Raw genomic sequence first — 20,540 nt, forward strand, 5'->3', positions numbered from 1 at the left:
GTTAAAGCGCTGATACATCACGGCGCAATCCCCTTGGATCCATGGTTTTGCAATCCATTATCAGGTTGACCCCCTGGTGGTTTGTCTCAGGCCTGAAACAACTCAATCATCGACCCTCCAGCCTTGCGCGATAAGCTGCTGAATCAAAACAACAATCAAGAACCGGCACAGCTTTCGCTCTCTCCTTCTTAACGCTGACTAGGGCCAGCCCACAACAAAGAAGGAATTGCCGCCGTGGGGACTTTTTATAAAGGTTTGACGCGCCTCCTGCTGCTTGGATGCGCGCTGGGCTCAAGCATCAGCCTGCCGGTTCAGGCGGACAACGGCATCATCATTATCAAACGTGATGTCCAACCGCGCATGGCAACGCGTGCGCCGGTGATTCCCGATCCTAGCCCCACGACCGCCAATGCCAACCCGTCCAAACAAGTCCTCAGGCAAACGAACGAGCTGAGCGACGGCGACTTTGCCAGCGTCGCCAGTGGCGCAGGCATCTCCCGCCTGGTCAATCAAAACACCAATAACCTGGGTGGCAATATCAGCAACCAGACCCAGCTTTCCAACCTCCCCGCCGGACGTTCAGGAAATTCGGGAAACGGTATTGCCAACATGGTCAATTCAAACATCCAGCAAGGCCTGGGTGCTCTGAGAGTCGTAACGGGAGACCGTTAAGATGAATCGTACGCTGCTGCTGATCACCATGTTTTGCAGTGCATCGACCTTTGCCCAATCTCCCGTCATCGATAACGCCGAAATCGACGCTTCGGGCATGCAGCACCAGGGCAACCTCTCAGTCAATCAGGCGGCGGGCGATCAACAGCAACAGGCCAACGCCCGGGCCATCGCCATTGGCAACAACGCCAGTGCTACCACACAGATTCGCCAGCGGCTGCGTACGCAGGTCGACCCGAGGGTCGATGCTCGATCCAGCATTCAAGGCGACTCCTTCAGCCACGACAACGGCGTACTGGGCGTCAACCAGAGCGCGGGCGCCAGCAACCAGCAAGCCAATGCCCTGCGGATAAGCATCGGCACACAGCCACAAAGTATCGACGACAGCGTCCTCATGCAGCAGAACGTGACGCTGATCACCAACTCCGATCCAACTGACTCTGCACCAGGCTATCGCCAGGTCGCTACCAGCGATCAGGCCTTCACCGGTAGCCGTGGGGTGATCCAGTTGAATCAGAGCGCCGGGGTGGGAAACCGAACGGCCAACACCCTGAGCGTACGGGTCACGGACTGACCCAAACAGGTAGGAAACAACACTTAACCTAAAATAAGTACGGAGAATCACCATGAAACCTTCGATGGCACTCAAGCCTCTGGTTTTCGCAATTGCTGCGGTCATGGCTGTTGCTGTACAAGCTGGGCAAAACGATTGGCGTGATGGCCACCACAATGACCATCACACCCCTCCTCCAACAAAGATCCCTATCTATGCGACTGCCAATGCGTGGGATAACCAGAGCAGTACCGGTAACCGCATCCATAATGAAGGGACTGTCAACGAAGCCGAGATGAACAGCTCTGCCACAGGCGCCAGCGGCAACGTCGGCGTCAACGTGGCTGCAGGCAACGGCAACCAGCAAGACAACGCGTCCGCCATCGCAAACGCTGCCTCAAACTCCAGTCTCGATAACAGCTTCGTGTTCGGCACGGCCACAGCCACCGCCGACGTCACGCAATACAGCAACAATAACAAGGTCAACAACTTCGGCAGCACAGCCTCGGCCGTGATGGGCGGGTCGGGTAATGGCGGCAGCGGTAATATGGGGATCAACATTGCTGGCGGCGATCTTAACCAGCAGAAAAACACCATGGCAATTGCCAACACCAATGCCCCGCTCGGTAATGCGACAGCCACCGCCTCTGCCGATCAACAGGGCCCTGGCCTGGTCGTGAATAACTACGCCGATCGGACGACCCGCCTGGATACGATAACCGTTACCACAACGGCCAGCGGTAGTTTCTCTCGCGATAAGTCTTCCGATTTGAGCGTAAATAAAAGCGCTTCTTCGAGCTTCGATGTGAGTGGTTCCAGGAGTTCTAATGCGAGTGGTTCCAAGAGCGTTGATGTGAGCGGCTCCAGAAGCTCGGATAGCAGCTCTACTCTCAGTGCGTCTTTGAACGCTGCCGTGGACGCTGCTGCGAATGCCACCAGGACCGTTACTCGGGATGATGGCCGTCGCGAACGCACCCGCACCGATACTTTCGACGCATCACTTACCGCATCGATCGATGCATCCCTCGACGCATCGCGCAATAGATCGAGCAATTCCTCGTTCCAAAGATCGTTCGATAAGTCGTGGGAGAACTCGTCCGACTCCTCGTTCGAAAAATCGGGCAGTAAAGACTCCGAATCTTCATACGACAAATCGAAAACGTTCAGTGAGAGCAGTTCCTTTGATTTGAGCAACACCTATTCCTATCAAGTGCTGACTCCAACTGGCTGGGCAAACCCTGTGACCAACACTGCAACCCTGAACGGTTCGGTTAATGGTGGCAGTGGCAACCTGGGCGTCAACGTGGCTGCCGGTGTGGGTAACCAACAAAGCAACTCGCTGGCCATTTCCAACAACTCGTTCTAATGGCTGTCTCTGGAGGCCCCCTTACGGGGGCCTTTTTCAACACAACCAGAGGGCGTCCTACCATGCGCATTATCGCCTTGGCATTTTTGCTTTGCGTGGCCAGTGTCAGCGAGGCGGCACAAATGCCGCTTTCCGTCCTGCCGGGCGGTGCGGTGGTGTATAAGCCGATCCAGAGCATGCGCGAGCGTAAATTTGCCGACCTGGTGCAACAGAAAACCGACTTCAGTTGCGGCGCAGCGGCGCTGGCGACCATATTGCGCCAAGCCTATTGGCTGGACGTGAATGAAGAACAGATCATCGAAGGCATGCTGGCACACTCCGACCAGGATCTTGTCCGCGTCCAGGGCTTCTCCATGCTCGACATGAAGCGTTACGTGGAAAGTATCGGCATGCGGGCCCGTGGCTACCGGGTAGCCCCGCAAACGTTGAGCGACATCAGAATTCCGGTTGTGGTGCTCCTGGATATCCGTGGCTACAAACATTTTGTGGTCATGCAAAGAGTCCATAAGGGCTGGGTATATATCGGAGATCCGGTACTCGGTCATAAACGCTACAAAGTCGACGACTTTGTAAAAGGCTGGAACGGCATCATCTTTGCCGTCATCGGTCAGGGTTACGACAAAACCAATGCGTTGCTCGACCCACCCATGCCACTGACCGCCAAGAACCGCATCAACACCTTCACCCCGGTGCGAGACGCAGAGTTGATGGATTTCGGATTCATCCAAAGCGACTTCTTCTAATGACAAGGAGCACGACGCTCCCGGAGCATCCAATGAAGACTCCAATCTGGCTAATGGTGGCTTGCCTGGCCGCCAGCCTGCCGACCCAGGCACAGACGTTCAAACCCATTGAACTGAAAGATCAGGAATTGGCGACCCTGCGAGGCCGCTATGTCATGCCGGGACGGATCATCAGTTTCGGCATTGTCATGACCAGCACTTGGCAAAATGCCAACGGTGAAGTGATCGGGGCAACGTCCTCGATGCAAATTCAACAATCGACTATCAAGCCACAGTTCTACGTGTCGATGATCGACGAAAAAGGTAATGGCTCAGCGCATTCGCAAGGCACCGGTACCGTCACGGGTGGAAGCGGCCTCAACAGCACCGAAGGCGTCACTCAAGTGGTGCGTGCTGCCGGCGACAATAATGCTGCCTACAACAACGTTGAAATCAACGTCACAAAAGCTAGCCAAGCGCCAGCAACGCACCAGCAGGGCCAGGCATTGGCCGCAGGCTCGACGATAGTCGGCGCCAATGGCGCGGGCTCGCTGAGCGTTTCCTCGACCGGTACCGGTGTGCAATTCAACATCGTGGCCAACAACAACCAGGGCAATACCGTACAACGCCTGGCCCAGGGTGGGCTGATGCAGAACACGACGTTGCTCGGCGGTGGCAACCAGGTCAGCAACCTCACCTCCCTCAATGTCGTGCTGCGTGACAACGCGACAGCCGGGTCGCTGAACGGCAACCTGGATCAACTCAAAGGTCTTCGCACTCAAGGATTCTGATCTACGCTCAGTGTCACCCGATGTAGTCACAAGGGACGGCTAACCCATGCACCGATCGTTGATGTTCAGGGCTATCGTTTGTTTGAGTAGCCTGGCCCCGTCCACACTGCTGTATGCAGCAACGGACCCCCAGGTCGAAGCACTAAAACAAGAACTCATGGAGTTGAAACAGCGGTACGAAGCACAACAGAACGCGCTGATGGTACTCGAGCAACGCGTTCGCCAAGTCGAAGAATCACCTGCGACACCAGCTCCCAAGCGCCTGACCAAATCCCCTGCGCAAACGCCCAGGAGTGGCCAAACGGTGGCTGCCGGTGCGCCGGGAACCACAGGCAGTTCATACGGCCAGTCGCTCAAGGATGATTCGGAGCCTGCGCAAAGCGTTTCCAACCTGTATGACGAAGCCAGCGGCTTCTTCGGTGGCGGCAAGTTCAGCGTCGAAACCGGCCTGACCTACACGCACTACGATACCCGTGCATTGGTACTCAACGGCTTCCTGGCACTGGACTCGATTTTCCTCGGTAACATCAACCTCGACCGTATCAAGGCGGATAACTGGACCCTGGACCTGACCGCCCGCTACAACGTGGCACAACGTTGGCAGTTCGACATTAACGTCCCCGTGGTGTATCGCGAATCAACGTACTCCTCCGGTGGCGCCGGTGGCGCAGGCCCGGTGACGTCGGACGCAACCGTTACCCGCGACCCGACCATCGGCGATGTGAACGTTGGCGTTGCCTACAAGTTTCTGGATGAGTCGCCCAATCTGCCCGACGCGGTCTTTACACTGCGCGTCAAGGCGCCGACTGGTAAGGACCCTTACGGCATCAAGCTGGTCAATGACCCGAACAACGACAACCTGTCGGTACCCCAGGACTTGCCTACCGGCAATGGTGTCTGGTCGATCACTCCGGGTATTTCGCTGGTCAAGAGCTTCGACCCGGCCGTGCTGTTCGGCAGCCTGGCCTACACCTACAACATGGAAGACTCTTTCAGCGACATCAGCCCTCAGGTCAACTCCAAGGTGTCCGGGGACGTGAAACTGGGCGACTCCTGGCAGGTCGGCGCCGGCATTGCCTTCGCCTTGAACGAGAAGATGAGTATGTCGTTCTCGTTCACCGATCAGTTCGCCCGCAAGAGCAAGATCAAGCCGGACGGTGGCGATTGGCAATCGATTTCCAACAGTGATTACAACTCGGCCAACTTCAACATCGGCATGACCCTGGCAGCAACCGATAACCTGACGATCGTTCCCAACCTGGCCATCGGCCTGACCGACGACTCGCCAGACTTTTCCTTCAGCCTGAAATTCCCGTACTACTTCTGAGCCTCACGGCAATGGAAAAGGCCCGCTGCGATGGAAGTCGCAGCGGGCCTTTTCGTTTCACCCGCCCTAGCGGATCTGGTGCTTGTGCAGCAATCGGTAAAAAGTCGGCCGCGACACGCCCAGGACGCGGGCGGCGACGCTCAGGTTGTCGCTGTGCCGGTTCAACACATCGCACAGCGCCTGGCGTTCGGCGCGGGTCTTATAGTCTTCCAGAGTTCCCATTGGACTGGCATAGGCGTGTTGACTGATCAGCCCCAGGTCTCGCGCCTCGATCTGCCGTCCTTCGGCCAGTACCAGCCCACGGCGTACCCGGTTGGCCAATTCGCGGACGTTGCCCGGCCAGTCATGCTTGCCCATGGCGACCAGCGCGTCCTCGCTGAAGCTGCGAGGACGACGGCCGGTTTCATGGCTGTAGAAGTGGGAAAAGTGGTTGGCCAGCATCGATAGATCGCCATGACGCTCACGCAGTGGCGCGGTGACCACTTGCAGGACGTTCAGGCGGTAGTACAAATCTTCGCGAAAGCGTTTCTTCTCGATGGCCGCCTCGAGGTCGACGTGGGTCGCCGCCAATACTCGCACGTCCACCGCAATAGGCTGATGACCGCCGACCCGCTCAATGTGTTTTTCCTGCAGGAAGCGCAGCAAATTGGCTTGCAGTTCCAGGGGCAAATCGCCTATTTCATCGAGAAACAGGGTTCCGCCGTTGGCCGCTTCGATCCGCCCGACTTTGCGCTGATGGGCGCCGGTAAAAGCGCCCTTCTCATGGCCGAACAATTCGGACTGGATCAAGTGTTCGGGAATCGCGCCACAGTTAATCGCCACGAACGGTTTACTGTGACGCTGGGACTGTCGATGCAGGGTACGGGCCACCAATTCCTTGCCGGTCCCGCTTTCGCCGCGGATCAGCACTGGAGATTCGGTGGGTGCCAGTTTGCTCAGCAATTTGCGCAGTTCGCGAATCGGTTTGCTTTCGCCGAGCAACTCGTGCTCCGGCTGATCGATATGCACCGTGCCCTGGCCGCGCAGGCGGGCCATGCCGAACGCCCGGCCCAGCGTGACCTGAACCCGAGAGACATCGAATGGCAAGGTGTGGAAGTCAAAAAACCATTCGCAGACGAAATCCCCGACATTTTGCAGTCGCAGGACTTCATGATCGAGTACCGCGATCCACTCGGTACCGCTGCGGGTGATCAGTTCCTTGACCGCGTCTGGACGTTCCAGATGCAATGGCAGCAAACGCAACAGGCCAACGTCGCAGGTTCGCTCAACGGCGTTTTCCAGGGTACAGCTGTCAACATCCCAACCTACTTCGCGTAAACCCGGCAGCAGACGGTGGCAATCGTCGCAAGGATCTACTACTAACAGACGTCGTAAGGCAGGCGCTTCGATCATGACTGTTCCTTGACGCCAAATTTTAGGAAATATTATTAAAAACAGTCATTTGGCGGGCTTCGCTGTAACACTAGCAAAATTTTGACGCGCGCTTGTATCGATTGCTTATAGGGTTGTTGGCCTATTAGTTATAAGAAGTCACTTGGTTAGTTGCCTAACGAGTTAAACCTTTCATTCAGCTTTCAGAAACGGCCTGAATACTGAATCAAACAAAGAAAGTTGAAATTTCTTTTGATTGTGTGTGACCCAACCCCCGGTTTCGGACATCAGTACAAGTAACCAGCCGAACGGTAAGCCCAACCGACGGCACATCACTTGATTGGGCATACAGAGAGAAGATCCCATGAACGCCCCGCTCCGTATCAACGAAGCTCTTTTGATTGCCGACCGCGCCTTCCAGCCTTTCCAGTGCGTGGCCTGGGCCCTGCAAGACGGTAGCGAACTGAGCCTGGCCATCGTTGATCGCACCAACACCCGCATCAGCCGCAAACAAATTCCAAGCAGCGCCTATTCCGATCCGGCGCAACTTGAACATGTGCTGGAAGAAGCCCGTGCCGAGTTGAGCCAGGAAGGTTACAAGCTGCAATCGTGGTCCATGCCGCACTAATTGTTTTCGCGGATTACCGCTCGGTAATCCGCGTCCCCTCTTCCCCTTAGTTAACGATTTCATGCTCGCCCGGCATTTATGCAACGGACGGTTGGGTTACGGTTTTGCCACTGGCGCTGGCCGGGTCCGTAGCCGGTCGGGCCAACGCCCTGGTCCTGCACTTGATCTTCCCTTGCGCTTACGGCAAGTTGCGCGCTTCTTAATACAAGGAGTAGCCGATGTCCGGCTCAATGGCCCAGGCCTTCGCACACAACTTTCTCGGGCACTCCCCCCGCTGGTACAAGGCAAGCATTGTCGGTTTCCTGATTCTCAACGCCCTGGTGTTATGGACGATCGGTCCGGTGGCGGCCGGCTGGTTATTGGTGCTGGAGTTCATTTTCACCCTGGCCATGGCGCTCAAATGTTACCCGTTGATGCCCGGCGGGCTGCTGTTGGTCGAAGCACTGCTGCTGAAAATGACCACCCCCCAGGCACTCTATGACGAGCTGGTGCACAACTTCCCGGTGATCCTGCTGCTGATGTTCATGGTGGCGGGCATCTATTTCATGAAAGACCTGCTGCTGTTTCTGTTCTCGCGCCTGCTGCTGGGGGTTCGCTCCAAGGCGCTGCTGGCGTTGATGTTCTGTTTTTTGTCGGCATTCCTGTCGGCGTTTCTCGATGCGTTGACCGTGACGGCGGTGATCATCAGTGTGGCCGTGGGGTTTTATTCGGTGTATCACCGCGTTGCCTCGGGCAGCGATCCGCGTCAGGACAGTGAGTTCAGCGATGACCGGCATTTGCCCACACTGCACCATGCCGACCTCGAACAATTCCGCGCCTTTCTGCGCAGCCTGCTGATGCACGGCGCGGTCGGCACGGCGTTAGGCGGTGTATGCACGCTGGTCGGCGAGCCGCAGAACCTGCTGATCGGCCATGAGATGGGCTGGCACTTCGCCGAGTTTTTCCTGAAGATCGCCCCGGTGTCATTGCCGGTGCTGGCAGCGGGCCTGGTGACCTGCGTGCTGCTGGAGAAGCTGCGCTGGTTCGGCTATGGCACGCTGCTGCCGGACAACGTGCGTGCCGTGCTGGCCAACTACGCCGCCGAAGACAACGCCGAGCGTACTTCGCGCCAGCGCGCAGCGTTGCTGGTTCAAGGGGCGGCGGCGTTGATTCTGATTGCCGGGCTGGCGTTTCACATCGCCGAAGTCGGCCTGATCGGTTTAATGGTGATCGTGCTGATCACTGCGTTCACCGGCATCACCGACGAACACCGCCTCGGCACCGCCTTCAAGGACGCCATGCCGTTCACCGCGCTGCTGGTGGTGTTTTTCGCCGTGGTGGCGGTGATTCACGATCAACAATTGTTCACGCCGCTGATCCAATGGGTACTGGCGCTGCCAGCCGATCAACAGCCGGGCATGCTGTTTATTGCCAATGGCTTGCTGTCGGCCATCAGCGACAACGTGTTCGTGGCGACGATTTACATCACCGAAGTGAAGCAGGCATTCATCTCTGGCCACATGAGCCGCGAACACTTTGAAACCCTGGCGATTGCGATCAACACCGGCACAAACCTGCCGAGCGTGGCGACACCCAATGGTCAGGCCGCGTTCCTGTTCCTGCTGACCTCGGCCATCGCACCGTTGATTCGCCTGTCGTACGGGCGAATGGTATGGATGGCGCTGCCTTACACCGTGGTGATGGGCGTGTTGGGCTGGTATGCGGTGAGTTATTGGCTATAACGCTCCCACAATGGTTTGTGTCGTTATCGAGGGAGGACGTAGCGCTCGATCGCCTGGGCCGCACCGTCTTCGGTATTGGCCCCGGTCACCACGTCGGCCTGACGCTTCACCGCCTCCTCGGCCTGCCCCATGGCGATCGACAACCCGGCACGATGAAACATCGCCGGGTCATTGCCGCCGTCGCCCATGGCGGCGGTCTGTTCCAGCGACACCCCAAGAAACTCGGCCAGTGTCGCCAGTGCTGCACCCTTGTTGGCCTGCATCGCGGTCACGTCCAGATAGACCGGTTGTGAACGCGAAACCTGCGCTTGCCCTTCAACCTCTTGCAGCAGCCGCTCCTCCAGTTCGATCAACCGTTCGGTGTTGTTGCTGGCGGCGACGATCTTGTCGATACGCGCAAGGTAAGGCTCGAAGCACTCGACCACCACCGGCGGATAACCCAGGCCGTGCTGCTCTCGCGGGACCATAGGGCCGTCCGAGTCCTTCAACAGCCAGTCGCCACCGCTGAACACCCAGACTTCTATGTCCGGCTGATCGGCAAATAACGCCAAAGCCGTCAGCGCCGCCGTTGCCGGCAGATAGTGGGCAACCAGCAAACTGCCGTCCGGGTTGACGATGGTGCCGCCATTGAAGGCCGCCGTCGGCAGATCGACACCCAGGGCTTCGATCTGCTGCAACATGGCTTTGGGCGGACGCCCGGTGGCCAGGCTGAACAGCACACCGGCCTCGCGCAAGGCGCGCACGGCGTCGATGGTGCGCTGGCTGAGGCTGTGATCGGGCAGCAATAACGTGCCGTCCATGTCACTGAGCAGAAAACGGATGGGTTGTTGCGTGACGTCACTCATCCGAGGCTGTGCCAGACGCGAGCGTCGCGGGTCAGCAGCTCGTCAGCGGTCTTGGGCCCGTTTTCGCCGGCCGCATAGCTCTCTATGGTTGCGTCCTGCTGCCAGGCGTCGAGGAACGGCTGCACGGCACGCCAGCCGTTCTCGATGTTGTCGGCACGCTGGAACAGCGTCTGATCGCCGGTCAAGCAATCGTAGATCAAGGTTTCGTAGCCGGTGGACGGCTGCATTTCAAAGAAATCCTTGTAGGCAAAGCCCAGCTCGATATTGGCCATGTTCAACGCAGGTCCCGGCCGTTTGGCCAGCAGGTCGAACCACATGCCCTCGTTGGGCTGGATCTGGATCCGCAGATAAGTCGGCTGCAACTCATCGACCTCGGTATCGCGGAACTGCGCATACGGCGCCGGTTTGAAGCAAATGACGATCTCGGTGTCGCGCACGCTCATGCGCTTGCCGGTACGCAAGTAGAACGGCACGCCGACCCAGCGCCAGTTGTCGATCATCACTTTGAGCGCGACATAGGTTTCGGTGGTGCTGTCGGGCGCGACGTTGGTTTCCTGGCGATAACCGGGCAGCGGATTGCCATCGATCTCGCCGGCGGCGTATTGGCCGCGCACTGAGTTGGCTCGCGCCTCCTCGGTCGACCAGGGGCGAATCGCACCGATGACTTTGGCCTTCTCGCCACGTACCGCATCGGCGCCAAACGCCGCCGGTGGTTCCATGGCCACCATCGCCAGTAATTGGAACAGGTGATTGGGCACCATGTCCCGCAGGGCGCCGGTGACCTCATAAAAACTGCCACGGGTTTCCACACCGACGGTTTCGGCGGCGGTGATTTGTACGTGGTCGATGTAATGGTTGTTCCAGAAGGCTTCGAACAGGCTGTTGGAGAACCGGCTGACCAGAATGTTCTGCACGGTTTCCTTGCCCAGATAGTGATCGATCCGGTATATCTGCTTTTCCGTCATCACTTTGAGCAAGCACGCGTTCAAGGCTTCGGCGGTGTACAGATCCGAGCCGAAAGGCTTTTCGATCACCACCCTTCTGAACGCTTCGGGGGTTTCCTGCAACAATCCGGCAGCGCCGAGACGCCGCACCACTTCGCTGAAAAAGCGCGGTGCGGTGGCCAGGTAGAAAACTGCGTTGCCGGTGCCGCTGGCGGTGATTTTCTCCGCCAGCGCTTGATAGGTGCGTTCGTCCAGGAAGTCGCCCTGGACGTAGCTGATGTGTTTGGCCAGTTTGGCCCACAACGCCGGATCAAGGGCGTGATCGCCCTTGCCGACCTTGGCCGCCACTTCTGCCCGAATGAAATCTTCGAGTTTTTTGGCGAAGGCTTCGTCACTGATGGCGTTGTGATCAACGCCGACGATCCGCAGTCCATTCCCCAGCAAACCGTCGCGACTCAGGTTGTACAGCGCCGGCATCAGCAGGCGCTTGACCAGATCACCATGGGCGCCAAACAGAAACAGAGTGGTGGGCGGCGCGGGTTCTGCCTTGGATTTCCTGCGGATCACATGGGTCATTTTTTCGCAGTCTCCACATGGCCACCGAAGCCGAAGCGCTGGGCCGAGAGAATCTTGTCGCCAAAGGTACCTTGCCCGCGCGAACGGTAGCGGGAGAACAGCGAGTTCGACAGCACCGGTACGGGCACCGATTGCTCCATGGCGGCTTCGATGGTCCAGCGACCTTCACCGCTGTCAGCCACCGAGCCGGAATAACCGTCCAGTTTCGGATCGCTGGCCAGGGCGTCGGCCGTCAGGTCGAGCAGCCAGGACGAGACCACGCTGCCACGACGCCAGACTTCGGCGATGTCGGCCACATTCAGGTCGAAGCGCTGATCTTCCGGCAGGTTAGTGCTGGCCTTGGTCTTGAGGATGTCGAAGCCTTCGGCGAAGGCCTGCATCATTCCGTACTCAATGCCGTTATGGATCATCTTGACGAAGTGGCCGGCGCCGGCGGGGCCTGCGTGGATGTAACCGCGCTCGGCGCGATCGTCTTCGGATTTGCGGTCCTTGGTGCGAGGAATGTCGCCCAGGCCTGGGGCCAGGCTCTCGAACAGCGGATCGAGGCGCTTAACCGTCTCGGCGTCACCGCCGATCATCATGCAGTAGCCACGCTCCAGGCCCCAGACGCCGCCGGAGGTGCCGACGTCGATATAGTGCAGGCCTTTTTCCGACAGAGTCTTGGCTCGGCGGATGTCGTCCTTATAGAAAGTGTTACCGCCATCAATGATGGTATCGCCAGCTTCAAGCAAGGTGCTCAGGGTGTCGATGGTGTCTTCGGTCGGTGCACCGGCGGGCAGCATGACCCACACTGCGCGCGGTTTGGCCAGGCCAGCGACCAGGGCCGGTAAGTCGGCGACACCCGTGGCGCCTTCTTCGGCCAGGGTTTCGACGAAGGCGGTATTGCGGTCGTAAACAACGGTGGTATGTCCGTTGAGCATCAAGCGCCGCGCAATATTGCCGCCCATGCGGCCCAGTCCAATAATCCCGAGTTGCATGTGCTGATGCTCCCTACTACAAATAAAGTGTGTCAAAAAGGTTATAGCCCAACGCGACCATGAGGGTTAGTCCAGAGCGGTGGGATGAAGTTTCCGGGCATTGTGCCCGATCCAGACTGATAACGCCGGGAATCGTACCGAAGACACAACGACCATGAAAAATAAAAAAGTTCCCTTCCGGGGTAAAAGAAATCAAAATTGGCGCCGATAGTAAGTCAGCACCCGATGTCGGGGCGGATTTACAGTTGAGACACGCCATTTGCGAGGTGAGCAATGGGCACCGTACACACAGCACTGCCAGCACAAACCCTTTACGTAACGATCCGTCGCGATGAACTGCGCCAGCTCAAAGACGAGCGCGACCAGTTGAAGCGGGAAGTCGCCCAATTACGCTTGCTGGCCCAAGGCAATCAGGCTCAGCCCTTGCCCGTCACCCAACGCGCTCCCCACGCCTGACCCCTCGCTTGAGTCGGAAGCAGCCCACCGCTGTTTCTGACTCGCTGCAATCCTGTCCGATGCGACAACTCACAAAGTTTTCACACTTGCTTGGCGATACTCCGGCCCTTTGTGGCTGCTTGCTTTGCGAGCGGCATCCGTTCGTCTGTGACAAGGAGAGTGCCGACGGCCGATCATCAGGCTGGAGTGTTGAATGGCTTTGCTTAAACGCAGCAAAACGTCTGCGAATGGTTTCGACTGGGCAGGATTTCTCTGGTTATTTCTGTTCTTCTGGTATTTTTCCGGCATCACCCAACTGCTGATCCAACTGACGGGCACCTCCGGTTTTAGCGGGTTCCGCCAGGCCTTTGTGATGAGCGCCATCTGGCTCGCGCCGATGCTGTTGTTTCCCAAACAAACCCGTGTGATGTCCGCGCTGATCGGCGTGGTGCTGTGGGCCTGTTCGATGGCCAGCCTGGGTTATTTCTTCATCTATCAGCAGGAATTTTCCCAGAGCGTCATCTTCATCATGTTCGAATCGAACGTGTCTGAAGCCGGCGAGTACATGACCCAGTATTTTGCCTGGTGGATGGTGCTGGCGTTCCTCGCCCACACCGCGTTCGCGTATTTCCTCTGGACCCGCTTGCGCCCGGTGTACCTGCCACGCGCCCAGGCGTTGATTGCCGCAACGGCAATTCTGTTGGCCGTAGTCGGTTACCCGCTGATCAAGCAGACCGCGCACACCGGCAGCCTGGCGGACGGTTTCGATAAATTCGAAACCCGCATCGAGCCCGCCGTGCCTTGGCAGATGGCCGTGGCCTATCACCGTTACCTCGAGACCCTGGCCGGCATGCAAGACATGCTCAATAGCGCCAGCAAGATCCCGCCGCTGAAGAACTTCACCGATTCGATGGCCAATCAGCCGGCGACCCTGGTGCTGGTGATTGGCGAGTCCACCAACCGCCAGCGCATGAGCCTGTACGGCTACCCTCGGCAAACCACGCCGGAGCTGGACAAGCTCAAGGACCAACTGGCGGTTTTCGATAACGTCATTACCCCACGCCCCTACACCATCGAAGCGCTGCAGCAGGTGCTGACCTTTGCCGATGAAGAACACCCGGACCTGTACCTGACGACGCCGTCATTGGTCAGCATGATGAAACAGGCGGGCTACAAGACCTTCTGGATCACCAACCAGCAGACCATGACCAAGCGCAACACCATGCTCACGACCTTCTCCGAGCAGGCCGACGAGCAGGTGTACCTGAACAACAACCGCAACCAGAACGCCGCCCAGTACGATGGCGATGTGATCGAACCGTTCAACAAGGCACTGGCCGATACAGCGCCACGCAAGTTGATCGTCGTGCATTTGCTCGGCACGCACATGAGCTACCAGTACCGTTACCCGCCGACGTTCAACAAGTTCACCGACCGCCAGGGTGTGCCTGACGGCGTACGCGACGATCAGGTGCCGACGTACAACAGCTATGACAACGCGGTGCTGTACAACGACTTCGTGGTTTCGGGCCTGATCAAGGATTACGCCAAGACTGATCCGAATGGTTTCCTGCTGTACCTCTCCGACCACGGCGAAGACGTCTTCGACTCCGCTGGCCATAACACCCTGGGGCGCAACGAGAACAAGCCGACCGCGCCGATGTACACCATCCCATTCATAGCCTGGGCATCGCCGAAATGGCGCGAAACCCATGACTGGAGTTTTGCCGGCGATCTCGGACGGCCGTTCAGCAGCTCCCAGCTGATTCATACCTGGGCGGATCTGGCAGGCCTGAGTTTCGATGAACTGGACCGCAGCAAAAGCCTGGTCAGCGACAGCTTCAAGCCTCGGCCATTGATGATCGGTAACCCTTATGAACGTCAGCAGCGGCCGTTGATCGATTTCAGCCTGATGAAACCCAAGAACGCGCCAGCCGCTCCGGCAGTCGTTCAGCAGTAATTCTGGCGCGAATCCTGTGGGGGCGGGCTTATGTGGCGAGGGGGCTTGCCCCCGTTGGGGTGCGAAGCGCCCCCGGCATTTCAAAGTTAAACCGCATGTACAGGGTTTACGACTGCTTCGCAGCCGAACGGGGTGATGCGGCATTCCGACAAGCCCCCTCGCCACAAAAGCCCCACCCCACAACAAGCTCGCTCCCAAAATGGACTGCGAATTAAAGCGCCTTGGTCCAGAACAGCATCCGGCCGTGCGCCGGGTCGAACATGCCAGGCGAAAAACCGAACTTGCCATAAGCCCCCTGAGCCACTGCATTGCCTTCCAGCACTTCCAGGGTGATTTTGCAGCAGCCGCGCTGGCGTGCGATGTCCTCGACCTTGTGCAGCATTTTCTGGCTCAGTCCCAACCCGCGAAATTTCGACACCACCACCACATCGTGCACATTGACCAGCGGCCGACAGGCGAAGGTCGAGAAACCTTCGAAGCAATTGACCAGCCCCGCCGGCTCGCCGCCGACAAACGCCAGTACGCTGAAAGCATGCGGACGCTTGGCCAGTTCTCCCGGCAATTGTCGCAACACATCGGCGGGCAGCGGGTGACCGCCGCCCATCGGGTCTTCGGCGTAGTGGTTCAACACCAGACCAATCGCCTCGGCATGCACCGGGTTGGTGTAGCTGGCCTGAAGTACAAGAATTTCTGCGGATTCCATTTCCACCCTCAATCACACAAGTTGCCCCAGTTCGCCTCTTGCGCACTGAAAGGTCCAGTGACCTTATCGCGAGGGCTGGGGTGCCGACAACTGGATCTTGCAGCTCTTGGAGCATCAAGCATCGGCGAAACGTTTGAGCTGCATTTCCCGCAAGCGGCTGAGGGTTCGGCGAAACGGAAACTCCAGATAGCCCTCGGTGTACAACGCCTCCATCGACACCTGCGCCTCCAGGTACAGTGGCACCTTGCGGTCGTAGCATTCGTCCACCAGCGCGATGAACCGCCGCACGCCATCGTCATGCACCGACAACTGCGGCAACTCGCGATCACCTGCCACCACCCGTTCAACACCGTCTTCAGTCCCTCGGGCGATGCGCCCTTCGCGTTTTTGCGCGCTGAGGTTGGGCACCTCGCTCAACAGGATATCGCTGAAGGTATCGCAGAGGGCCATGAAGTCCATGGCGGCAAAAGGCTGCTCGCAGAGATCGGCGTAACGGCACCAGAGCACGGTTTGACTGGCTTGCAGGGCATTGACCGAACGGTAGCCGATCTTCACCGGATCACTGGACAGCGACTGGCCGACGGTCAAGCTCTTGAACACTTCGCCAAGGGCTCCGGGCTGACCCGGTGCGCTGACCCAGTAACGCTGCAAGCCTGCGCCCGGGTGCAGACGATGATCTTCCCCGCCATCCACCGCAATCACTTGCATGTGTTGCTGGATCGCGGCAATGGCCGGGACGAAGCGGTCGCGGTTGAAGCCATCGGCATAGAGCTGATCCGGCGGTTGATTGGAGGTGCAGACCACCACCACGCCCTGCTCGAACATCACCTGAAACAAGCGCCCGAGAATGATGGCGTCACCGATGTCGTTGACGAACAGCTCATCGAAACACAGCACCCGCACTTGCTGGCTCAGCTCACGGGCCAGCGCTTTCAACGGGTCGGCGGTGCCGGTCAATTGGAAGGAGCGCTGATGGACCCAGCCCATGAAGTGATGAAAGTGCTGACGCCGGGCCGGGACACGCAGGTTTTGATAGAACTGATCCATCAACCAGGTCTTGCCCCGCCCCACCGGCCCCCAAAGGTACACGCCGATGACGGGCGCGCGGCCTTCATGCAAGGCTTCGTGGCATTTTTGCAGCGCCCACACGGCGTGTTCCTGGGCTTCGTCCTGGACGAAGCCTTTCTGTTCGATGGCGTGTTGCCAGGCGCTTAAGGGAGAGTCGACATTCATGCGCGGCAGTATAGGTAAAACGCAATCCATGTGGGAGCAGGCTTTTCGTGGCGAGGGGGCTTGCCCCCGTTCGGCTGCGAAGCAGCCGTAAATCCTTTACATGCGGTTTAACTTTGAAATGCCGGGGGCGCTTCGCACCCCAACGGGGGCAAGCCCCCTCGCCACAACAAGCCATCTCACCACATAAGCCTGCTCCCACAGGTTTCGCTCCGGGTTACAGAGAGATGTCCAGCCGGGCAATCTTGCCTTGTTCATTGAGGCGGAACATGTAGCGCAGCTCCAGCGGACTGCCGGGAAACGTGCCGGAGATCAGGTTGTGCACCAGCACTTTGCCGGTGCGCTGCTGAACGCCGAGTACCTCGACCCGTGGCTGATAACGTTGGGCGGTATCTTGCATCCATTGGGCGATGGCTTGCGTGCCGACTTGATGCTGCCCTTCATCGAACACGTTGGCATCCTCAGCGAAAAAACTGGCAACCCTCGAAGTGTCGCGAGCATTGGCGGCAGCAATGTAGGCGGCGATGGCGGGTGCCAGTGAAGAGGCTGGATTGGACATGTTTACGGCTCCTTTTTGGGTTGATTCTGGCGCCATGCTAAAACAAGCCTGTGTCAGTTCTTGTCAGGAGTGAAACGCCCTGCTTCGTCCAGTTGCATCTGCTTGCGCCAGGTGCGCAGCAGGTCGCTGCGCCGCCCCGGATAGCGTTCGCCCTGTTCATTGGCGGCCGAGATCCGGTCTGTGCGAAAGGTGCGATAGGCACTGCGCAACTCACACCAGGCGACGATGATCCGCACCTCGTTGAGAAAGCCCAGGGCCAGTGGCCAGATCAACCGCTGACTGGGCACCTGATTGGCGTCCGCGTAATCAATGTGCAGCTTGGCCTGGTCGCGAATGGCTTGACGAAACACATTCAAGGGCACGGCATTTTGCGGATAGCCATAACCCGGAGGCCCCGGCAGCACTGTCGGGTTGCGCAAGGCGTCCTGGGCCTTGGGGTCGAGTACCGCGGCGATTTTCGCCAGAGCATCGGCTGCGGCTTTGCTCAAGACCTCATCGCCACGCTGATCCACGTAACGCAAGCCAAGCACGATGGCTTCGGTCTCATCGGCATTGAGCATCAAGGGCGGCAGAAACAGGCCGCTGCGCAAGACGTAGCCGATCCCCGCCTCGCCAAAGATCGGCGCGCCGAGCGCGGTGAGTTCTGCAATGTCGCGGTACAGCGTGCGTTCGGAAATCTCCAGTTCGCTGGCCAAGGTCGCCGCCGTCACCGGGCGACTCTTGCCCCGCAGCACTTGTAGCAAAGTCAGTAAACGTGTGGTTCGCGACACGGTCGGCAGGCTCTTTCCTTAAAAGTCGTCGGAGATTAGCAGAGGCTGCTGTCAGAAACTGGCAGTAGTGATAAGACCATCGCTCGATGGCCTGGCACAGATCAAATGTGGGAGCGGGCTTGTGTGGCGAGGGGGCTTGCCCCCGTTCGGCTGCGAAGCAGTCGTAAACCCTGTACATGCGGTTTAACTTTGAAACGCCGGGGGCGCTTCGCCCCCCAACGGGGGCAAGCCCCTCGCCACAACAAACCACCTCACCACATAAGCCCGCTCCCACATTGGCTTGTGTGTTATCGATCGACCTTATGCCTGGCCGCATACAAACACAGCATCTCCATGGCCAATGTCGCCGCGGCCAGTGAGGTAATGTCCGCGCTGTCGTAGGCCGGCGCCACTTCCACCACGTCCATGCCCACCAGGTTGATCCCGCGCAAGCCGCCGAGGATCTCCAGTGCCTGCACCGTGCTCAAGCCGCCGCACACTGGCGTCCCGGTGCCCGGCGCGAAGGCCGGGTCGAGGCAATCGATATCGAAGGTCAAATACACCGGATGATCACCGACCCGCGCCCGAATCGCCTCGACGATTGCTTCGCACCCTTGCCGATGCACCTGCCGCGCATCCAGCACCTGAAAGCCCTGATGATCGTCATTGGTGGTGCGCAGCCCGATTTGTACCGAGCGTGCCGGATCCACCAACCCTTCTTTGGCCGCATGCCAGAACATCGTGCCGTGATCGACGCGCTTGCCCTCTTCATCCGGCCAGGTGTCGCTGTGGGCGTCGAAGTGAATCAACGACAAGGGGCCATGCTGGCGGGCATGGGCCTTGAGCAGCGGATAGCTGATGAAGTGATCGCCGCCTAAGGTCAGCATTGCGCAACCACTGCCAAGAATATGCCCGGCATGGGCTTCGATGCTTTCCGGCACCGACTGCGGCGAGCCGTAGTCGAAGGCGCAATCGCCGTAGTCGATCACCGCCAAGTGATCGAACGGGTCGAACGTCCACGGCCAATGGCGTTCCCAGGCGATCCCGGTGGACGCCGCCCGAATGCCGCGCGGTCCGAAACGCGCGCCGGGACGGTTGCTGGTGGCAGTGTCGAACGGCACACCGCTGACCACCACATCGACGCCGCGCAAGTCGCGGCTGTAGCGACGGCGCATGAAACTGGTAATGCCGGCGTAGGTACTTTCGGCAGCAGTCCCGTAAAGACTGTCGCGGGTCAGGGCCTGATCGTTCTGTGCAGGGACGTCCATGGTGTGTTCCTTATTATTGATTTATTGACGACTACGGAAAGTGGTCCACAAGCGGGTGCGCTGCCGCATGTCCTTGAGGCTCATGCTGCGGTCGGCATACAGCCGTTCACGCACCTCGCTCTGCGGGTAGATGTCGGGATCGTTGCGCACCGCCTCATCCACCAACGGCGTCGCTGCCCGATTGGCCGTGGCGAAGAACAGCGTGTTGGTCAGCGCCGCGACGGACTCGGGACGCAGCATGAACTCGATGAAGGTGCGGGCTGCTTCGGGGTGCGGCGCGTCCTTGGGGATCGCCAGGTTGTCCTGCCACACCAGCGTGCCTTCCCGGGGAATGCGGTACGCCACCTCGAACGGCTTGTTGGCCTTGCGCGCCTGGTCAGCGGCCATGCTCGCATCACCGTTGTAGGTCAGCGCCAGGCAAACGCTGCCATTGGCCAGATCATTGATCTGCCGCCCGGTGGCGACGTACAGCACCGACGGCTGTAACTGACGCAACAGGGCGTCGGCGGCTGTCAGATCAGCCTTGTCGGTGCTGTAGGGATCTTTACCCAGGTAATGCAGCGCCAGGCCGATCACCTCTTGCGGCGAGTCGAGAATGGCGATGCCGCAGTCTTTGAGCTTGCTGGCGTATTCGGGTTTGAACAGCAGGTCCAGGCTGTTGAGCGGTACGTTGGGTAAGCGCTGCTGCAGCGCTTCGACATTCATCCCCAACCCGAGCGTGCCCCAGGTGTAAGGCACGCCATAACGATTGCCGGGGTCGACAGCAGCGAGTTTTTCCAGCATGTCCGGGTCAAGGTTGGCGTAGCCCTTGAGGCCATCATGAGGAATTTCCTTCAGCGCGCCCGCCGCCAGGCCTCGCGCCAGAACGCTGGACGACGGCACCACCACGTCGTAGCCGCTGCCGCCGGTGAGCAGCTTGGTTTCCAGCACTTCCGGCGTATCGAACGTGTCGTAGCGCACGTGAATGCCGGTTTCCTTTTCGAACCGCTGCAAGGTGTCGGGCGCTACGTAATCGGCCCAACTGTAAAGATTGAGGACTTTTTCCTCAGCCTGGGCCGGAACGGCCATGGCGAGGAACAGCGCGGGTAAACACAGCTTGAAGAGCGGAGCCATGACGAACACCTGACCGGAGGAAGTGGTTGC

Annotated in this window: 20 protein-coding genes; 10 read left to right on the forward strand and 10 right to left on the reverse strand. The window is 58.9% G+C overall.

Annotation, left to right across the window (positions count from 1 at the left end; translation table 11 throughout):
- Window positions 1-234 precede the first annotated feature (234 nt).
- The 6 genes from ACZ9BB_RS10835 (at window position 235) to ACZ9BB_RS10860 (ending at window position 5,431) form a co-directional block, all read left to right on the forward strand.
- Complete coding sequence (locus ACZ9BB_RS10835; RefSeq protein WP_476213768.1) at window positions 235-672, forward strand: hypothetical protein; 438 nt, start codon at window positions 235-237, stop codon at window positions 670-672.
- 1 nt (window position 673) lies between these two features.
- The gene (locus ACZ9BB_RS10840) at window positions 674-1,246 is read left to right on the forward strand and encodes an adhesin (RefSeq protein ID WP_476213769.1); all 573 of its coding nucleotides are present in this window, start codon (window positions 674-676) and stop codon (window positions 1,244-1,246) included.
- Window positions 1,247-1,298: 52 nt separating this feature from the next.
- Entirely contained in the window at window positions 1,299-2,591 is a 1,293-nt protein-coding gene (locus ACZ9BB_RS10845; RefSeq protein WP_476213770.1) for a heme utilization protein, read from the forward strand.
- 62 nt (window positions 2,592-2,653) lie between these two features.
- On the forward strand, window positions 2,654-3,334 hold the full coding sequence (locus ACZ9BB_RS10850; protein ID WP_476213771.1) for a C39 family peptidase: 681 nt from the start codon (window positions 2,654-2,656) through the stop codon (window positions 3,332-3,334).
- A 32-nt stretch (window positions 3,335-3,366) separates the two neighbouring features.
- Window positions 3,367-4,104 (forward strand): hypothetical protein, encoded by a 738-nt coding sequence (locus ACZ9BB_RS10855; protein WP_476213772.1) that lies wholly within the window; start codon window positions 3,367-3,369, stop codon window positions 4,102-4,104.
- A gap of 46 nt (window positions 4,105-4,150) precedes the next feature.
- On the forward strand, window positions 4,151-5,431 hold the full coding sequence (locus ACZ9BB_RS10860) for a coiled-coil domain-containing protein (RefSeq protein ID WP_476213773.1): 1,281 nt from the start codon (window positions 4,151-4,153) through the stop codon (window positions 5,429-5,431).
- 66 nt (window positions 5,432-5,497) lie between these two features.
- Here ACZ9BB_RS10860 and ACZ9BB_RS10865 read toward each other — a convergent pair whose 3' ends face one another.
- Window positions 5,498-6,823, reverse strand: a complete 1,326-nt coding sequence (locus tag ACZ9BB_RS10865; protein WP_476213774.1) for a sigma-54 dependent transcriptional regulator — start codon at window positions 6,821-6,823, stop codon at window positions 5,498-5,500.
- 343 nt (window positions 6,824-7,166) lie between these two features.
- Here ACZ9BB_RS10865 and ACZ9BB_RS10870 point away from each other — a divergent pair, with 343 nt between their 5' ends.
- Entirely contained in the window at window positions 7,167-7,430 is a 264-nt protein-coding gene (locus tag ACZ9BB_RS10870; RefSeq protein ID WP_476213775.1) for a hypothetical protein, read from the forward strand.
- 218 nt (window positions 7,431-7,648) lie between these two features.
- Window positions 7,649-9,151 (forward strand): sodium/proton antiporter NhaB, encoded by a 1,503-nt coding sequence (gene nhaB / locus ACZ9BB_RS10875; RefSeq protein ID WP_476213776.1) that lies wholly within the window; start codon window positions 7,649-7,651, stop codon window positions 9,149-9,151.
- A 23-nt stretch (window positions 9,152-9,174) separates the two neighbouring features.
- Here the strand turns inward: nhaB and ACZ9BB_RS10880 are convergent, their stop codons facing one another.
- The 3 genes from ACZ9BB_RS10880 to gnd are packed head-to-tail and all read right to left on the reverse strand — an operon-like array spanning window position 9,175 to window position 12,517.
- Window positions 9,175-9,996 carry an HAD family hydrolase gene (locus tag ACZ9BB_RS10880; RefSeq protein ID WP_476213777.1) on the reverse strand — a complete coding sequence of 274 codons (822 nt, stop codon included), beginning with the start codon at window positions 9,994-9,996 and terminating at the stop codon, window positions 9,175-9,177.
- Window positions 9,993-11,516 (reverse strand): glucose-6-phosphate dehydrogenase, encoded by a 1,524-nt coding sequence (gene zwf / locus ACZ9BB_RS10885; RefSeq protein WP_476213778.1) that lies wholly within the window; start codon window positions 11,514-11,516, stop codon window positions 9,993-9,995. Before zwf ends, ACZ9BB_RS10880 begins: the two co-directional genes overlap by 4 nt.
- Window positions 11,513-12,517 carry a phosphogluconate dehydrogenase (NAD(+)-dependent, decarboxylating) gene (gnd, locus tag ACZ9BB_RS10890; protein ID WP_476218270.1) on the reverse strand — a complete coding sequence of 335 codons (1,005 nt, stop codon included), beginning with the start codon at window positions 12,515-12,517 and terminating at the stop codon, window positions 11,513-11,515. The genes zwf and gnd overlap by 4 nt, the downstream gene beginning before the upstream one ends.
- A 249-nt stretch (window positions 12,518-12,766) precedes the next feature.
- Here gnd and ACZ9BB_RS10895 point away from each other — a divergent pair, with 249 nt between their 5' ends.
- Together ACZ9BB_RS10895 and ACZ9BB_RS10900 are read left to right on the forward strand one after the other, a co-directional pair.
- Window positions 12,767-12,949, forward strand: coding sequence for a DUF6026 family protein (locus tag ACZ9BB_RS10895; protein WP_476213779.1), 183 nt, complete (start codon window positions 12,767-12,769; stop codon window positions 12,947-12,949).
- Window positions 12,950-13,142: 193 nt separating this feature from the next.
- A complete protein-coding gene (locus tag ACZ9BB_RS10900; RefSeq protein WP_476213780.1) occupies window positions 13,143-14,888 on the forward strand; it encodes a phosphoethanolamine transferase CptA in 1,746 nt (581 codons plus the stop codon).
- A gap of 211 nt (window positions 14,889-15,099) precedes the next feature.
- Here the strand turns inward: ACZ9BB_RS10900 and ACZ9BB_RS10905 are convergent, their stop codons facing one another.
- From ACZ9BB_RS10905 to ACZ9BB_RS10930, 6 genes are all read right to left on the reverse strand, one after another.
- Window positions 15,100-15,591 carry a GNAT family N-acetyltransferase gene (locus ACZ9BB_RS10905; protein ID WP_476213781.1) on the reverse strand — a complete coding sequence of 164 codons (492 nt, stop codon included), beginning with the start codon at window positions 15,589-15,591 and terminating at the stop codon, window positions 15,100-15,102.
- Window positions 15,592-15,705: 114 nt separating this feature from the next.
- The gene (gene zapE / locus ACZ9BB_RS10910) at window positions 15,706-16,824 is read right to left on the reverse strand and encodes a cell division protein ZapE (RefSeq protein ID WP_476213782.1); all 1,119 of its coding nucleotides are present in this window, start codon (window positions 16,822-16,824) and stop codon (window positions 15,706-15,708) included.
- A gap of 214 nt (window positions 16,825-17,038) precedes the next feature.
- On the reverse strand, window positions 17,039-17,380 hold the full coding sequence (locus ACZ9BB_RS10915) for a nuclear transport factor 2 family protein (protein WP_476213783.1): 342 nt from the start codon (window positions 17,378-17,380) through the stop codon (window positions 17,039-17,041).
- A gap of 53 nt (window positions 17,381-17,433) precedes the next feature.
- A complete protein-coding gene (locus tag ACZ9BB_RS10920; protein WP_476213784.1) occupies window positions 17,434-18,150 on the reverse strand; it encodes a helix-turn-helix transcriptional regulator in 717 nt (238 codons plus the stop codon).
- 287 nt (window positions 18,151-18,437) lie between these two features.
- Window positions 18,438-19,397 (reverse strand): agmatinase, encoded by a 960-nt coding sequence (gene speB, locus ACZ9BB_RS10925; protein ID WP_476213785.1) that lies wholly within the window; start codon window positions 19,395-19,397, stop codon window positions 18,438-18,440.
- A 21-nt stretch (window positions 19,398-19,418) separates the two neighbouring features.
- Window positions 19,419-20,510 (reverse strand): polyamine ABC transporter substrate-binding protein, encoded by a 1,092-nt coding sequence (locus ACZ9BB_RS10930; protein WP_476213786.1) that lies wholly within the window; start codon window positions 20,508-20,510, stop codon window positions 19,419-19,421.
- Between the last annotated feature and the right edge of the window lie 30 nt (window positions 20,511-20,540).

The sequence above is a fragment of the Pseudomonas sp. TE3552 genome (genome assembly GCF_056278945.1).